The organism is Gluconacetobacter sp. (assembly GCF_047721585.1).
In the GTDB taxonomy this organism is placed as follows: Bacteria; Pseudomonadota; Alphaproteobacteria; order Acetobacterales; family Acetobacteraceae; genus Gluconacetobacter; species Gluconacetobacter dulcium.
Map to the genome: position 1 here is coordinate 1 of NZ_JBDNXE010000220.1, position 3392 is coordinate 3392.

Consider the following 3392-nt stretch of genomic DNA (forward strand, 5'->3'; position numbering starts at 1 on the left):
CCCGCATGCAGCGCCGCATAAAGGCTGATCGGATCACCCCCACGCGGCCCGCCGGCAAAATCCGCCCAAAGCCCGGTGCGCAGGTTGATCGAGAGCGACCGCCCCGGCGCATTGTCCAGTCCGCCCACCACCCATTCATCGCCCCGCCGCCGGCCCGCCGGCAGCCAGCCCGCCACCAGCGCCGGCCAGTTCGCCAGCGCCGCCGCGTTGATCGCATCGAACGGAATCCCTGCCGTTCCCGTCATGATCTGCCCTTGTCGTTTCAGCAGGGGGCCGCCCGTCACCCCCGGTCGTCGGGGCATCAGCATTCGGCGCGGCAGGTGGGGCACAGACGCAGGAACGGTGACGCCACCTGGAACGCGGCCCGGCAATTCAGACACGTCCGGTCGATCAGCTTCGGCGCCACCCGCTTCATCCCGGCCCTCGGCGCCCGGCGGCGATAACTCAGCCGGTCGCGGATCGTCTGCACCCGCATCTCCAGCGCCTGCGCCACCTGCGTCACCCGCAGCCCCTTCGCCAGCAGGGCATCCACCTGCGGGTCCAGCCGCGCCCAATCATATTTCGATGGCCTCATCACGCCCTCCGTGTTCCGTCGGGCAGACCGGCCGAGTTCCCCCATCGCGCGTCCGGGCATCGCGCATGCACGCCACGACCCGCAGCCGTGTCGCCCGCCGCACTTCCCGCCCCGCCCGCATCTCATGGACGAAGCGCGGGTCCTTCATCGCCAGCACGCCGAAAGCCGTCGCCGACAGGCCGCTCTCGGTCAGGAAGCGCTCGATCATCCCCAGCAGGGGATCATGCCGATAGGAAAGGGAAACAGGATCAGTCCGCATGGATAGGCACAATAATAGGCATAATCCTGCCGTCAAGAGGATATATCCTATTGGGAATTCCCTATTCCGATCGGCATAATAGGGTCATGTCGGTCCTGACCCCCTCCCGCTACGCCCTGCTCAGGCTGATTGCCGAGGCCGGCAGCAATCTGAAGGCGGAATCCCTCGCGCTGGGGCGCAACCACGCCTATCTCCAGCAATATATCCACAAGGGCACGCCCCAGCGCCTGCCCGAGGACGTGCGCGAGTCCCTGGCCCGCCGCTTCGCCGTCAGCGCCAACGTGTTCCGCGACGACGCGGACCCGAACTGGGAGCCCCTGGCCCCCGGCGCCCTGTCCGACGCCGGCGATCCCTCACCGCGCCGCCCGCATTTCGCCACGCCCCGCGCCCCGTTCGGCGCGGCCCCCGTCGAGCGCGATCCGCCCCCAACCGAGAGCCAGTTCCGCATTCCCGAATATAACGTGGCCCCCCAGGCCGGCCCCGGCGCCCTGCCCAGCCACATGGCGGTCGAGGACGGCCCCCAGCCGGTCGATCACTGGTTCCTGCCCCGCCGCTTCCTCAGCGCCTTCACCGACAGTCCGGAGGCCCTGGTGGTCCTGCGCGTCGCGGGCGACAGCATGGAGCCCGACTACCAGGCCGGCGAACGGGTGCTGGTCGATACCGCGCACCGCACGCCCTCACCGCCCGGCGTCTATGTGCTGTGGGACGGCTTCGGCCTGGTGCTGAAACGGCTGGAGATCGTCTACGGCACCACCGACCCGGTCATGGTCCAGATCATGAGCATCAATCCCGGCTACCCCACCTACACCCGGGCGCTGGACGAGGTGCACATCAACGGCCGCGTCGTCGGAAAATGGGTCTGGAAATGATCCGGGCGCCCGATCGGGCGTTCCCGTCCCGAAGCCGCCACGATTCCCCGTCAGCCTGACCCGACGCGCCGCCCCGGCGACAGATGGGACCCGTTGAAGGAGACCCCAGCATGACCAGACTGCTCCGCTCCACCTGCGCGCTGCTCGCGATACTCACGCTGGCGGCCTGCACCTACGAACGCGCGCCCTATCGCGGCTGGCACCGCGGCCATCACAACGGCCGTTACGGCTGGTACGACGATCACGGCGGCTGGCGCGGCGACTACTACCACCACCGTTTCTAAGGATCACCGGGCGGCCGCGGGCCGCCCGGACATGCCGCGCCTCACCCCAGGCGCGCCACCCAGTCCGCAACGGCATCCCCGCTGCCGATCGCCGGATCGACCAGCCCGTCGATCATGAAGGTCGGCGAGACATGGATGCCGTTCTGCCGCGCATAGCGGCAATGGCGCTTGATCTCGCGGTCCAGGTCCGCAATCGCGAACGCCTCCGCCAGCGCCACGCCGCTATACGCCTCCAGCCGGGCAATGATCTGCCTCGGCGTGGCCTCCATGTTCGGCCCGCCGCAATGGTGCGCGAACTCGAATTCCTCGCGATGCGCCCCCACGGCCGCCAGCACCGCCCGCGCGCTCTCCCTGCCCCCCGGCAACGTCGAAGCCGCGATGACACAGCGCGTCACCACACCGGAATACATGTGCCAGGGCTGCGACTGCATCGTCAGCCGCACGGTCACCCGCTCCTCCCCCGCCGCCGCCAGAAACGCATCCATCTTGCCGAAAGCGCGGACGGAGAACGGACAGGTCGGCTCCAGAAACATCTCGAACAGCCGAGGCCCATGCCCCCACACCAGCGGATCGGCCCGCCAGCCCGTCACCTGTGTCATCGCATCATCTTCCCTCTTCCGGCCAACCCGACACGGCGACCGCTCACGCCGCAACCCTATGGCACGGCAGCAAAATCGGCCAAGGCGGGATACAATGCCCGATAACGCGGCAGCACCGCGCCATAGGCCGCCTGCAACGCGTCATCCGGCGCAATCGTCTCCACCCGCTCCGGCGGCAGGCACACGGCCGCCACATCCTCTCCCGTCACGGCCAGCCGCGCCAGCCGCGCGGCACCGAACGCGCCCCCCTGCTCGCCATGCGCCAGACGATGCAGCCGAATCCCCATTACCGAGGCCAGAATCCCCAGCCACGTCGCACTGCGCGACCCACCCCCGATCACATCGGCCTGCTCCAGCACCGACCCGGCCCCGGCCAACCCGTCCAGCGCATCACGCAGCGAAAACGCAACGCCTTCCAGCACCGCCTGCGTCATCTGCGCGCGGCTCGTGCTCCGCTCCAGCCCGATAAACGCCCCCCGGATGCCGGCATCGTTATGCGGCGTGCGCTCCCCCGACAGATAAGGCAGAAACAGCAGCCCCGAGGGCCGCGCGACCACCTCCGGCAGTTCCCCCAGCAATTCCGCCTCGCTCCGCCCCACGACCGAAGCCCACCAGGCCAGCGAGGATGCCGCCGAGAGCGTCACCCCCATCTGGTGCCACATCCCCGGCACGGCATGGCAGAAGGCATGGATCGCCGCGCGCGGCCCCGGCCGAAAGCGGTCGGTCGTCGCCCACACCACCCCCGACGTTCCCAGCGAGACAAAGGCATCGCCCGGCCGCACCGCCCCCAGCCCAACGGCCCCGGCG

The 3392-nt window shown here is 69.4% G+C and carries 7 protein-coding genes; 2 read left to right on the forward strand and 5 right to left on the reverse strand.

Annotation, left to right across the window (positions count from 1 at the left end; genetic code table 11):
• From ABF821_RS20385 to ABF821_RS20395, 3 genes are all read right to left on the reverse strand, one after another.
• Positions 1 to 302: hypothetical protein (locus tag ABF821_RS20385; RefSeq protein ID WP_415531399.1), on the reverse strand; the 302-nt coding region annotated here is incomplete at its 3' end.
• A complete protein-coding gene (locus tag ABF821_RS20390) occupies positions 302 to 574 on the reverse strand; it encodes a hypothetical protein (protein WP_182974234.1) in 273 nt (90 codons plus the stop codon). The genes ABF821_RS20390 and ABF821_RS20385, both read right to left, overlap by 1 nt.
• The gene (locus tag ABF821_RS20395; RefSeq protein WP_182974233.1) at positions 555 to 833 is read right to left on the reverse strand and encodes a hypothetical protein; all 279 of its coding nucleotides are present in this window, start codon (positions 831 to 833) and stop codon (positions 555 to 557) included. The genes ABF821_RS20390 and ABF821_RS20395 overlap by 20 nt, the downstream gene beginning before the upstream one ends.
• 86 nt (positions 834 to 919) lie before the next feature.
• Between ABF821_RS20395 and ABF821_RS20400 the strand changes: the two genes are divergently transcribed.
• Both ABF821_RS20400 and ABF821_RS20405 read left to right on the forward strand, forming a co-directional pair.
• Positions 920 to 1702, forward strand: coding sequence for a helix-turn-helix transcriptional regulator (locus ABF821_RS20400; RefSeq protein WP_246402071.1), 783 nt, complete (start codon positions 920 to 922; stop codon positions 1700 to 1702).
• Positions 1703 to 1812: 110 nt separating this feature from the next.
• Positions 1813 to 1986 carry a hypothetical protein gene (locus tag ABF821_RS20405; protein ID WP_170143250.1) on the forward strand — a complete coding sequence of 58 codons (174 nt, stop codon included), beginning with the start codon at positions 1813 to 1815 and terminating at the stop codon, positions 1984 to 1986.
• 41 nt (positions 1987 to 2027) lie between these two features.
• On the opposite strand, the gene ABF821_RS20410 is transcribed toward ABF821_RS20405, so the two are convergent.
• Together ABF821_RS20410 and ABF821_RS20415 are read right to left on the reverse strand one after the other, a co-directional pair.
• Complete coding sequence (locus tag ABF821_RS20410) at positions 2028 to 2585, reverse strand: DsbA family protein (protein ID WP_415531400.1); 558 nt, start codon at positions 2583 to 2585, stop codon at positions 2028 to 2030.
• 56 nt (positions 2586 to 2641) lie between these two features.
• The coding region (locus ABF821_RS20415; RefSeq protein ID WP_415531401.1) for a xylulokinase at positions 2642 to 3392 on the reverse strand (751 nt) is incomplete at its 5' end.

Coding starts and splice junctions, on each gene's coding strand:
- ABF821_RS20390 (WP_182974234.1), bottom strand. CDS start 574: ATGAGGCCATCGAAATATGATTGGGCGCGGCTGGACCCGCAGGTGGAT.
- ABF821_RS20395 (WP_182974233.1), bottom strand. CDS start 833: ATGCGGACTGATCCTGTTTCCCTTTCCTATCGGCATGATCCCCTGCTG.
- ABF821_RS20400 (WP_246402071.1), top strand. CDS start 920: ATGTCGGTCCTGACCCCCTCCCGCTACGCCCTGCTCAGGCTGATTGCC.
- ABF821_RS20405 (WP_170143250.1), top strand. CDS start 1,813: ATGACCAGACTGCTCCGCTCCACCTGCGCGCTGCTCGCGATACTCACG.
- ABF821_RS20410 (WP_415531400.1), bottom strand. CDS start 2,585: ATGACACAGGTGACGGGCTGGCGGGCCGATCCGCTGGTGTGGGGGCAT.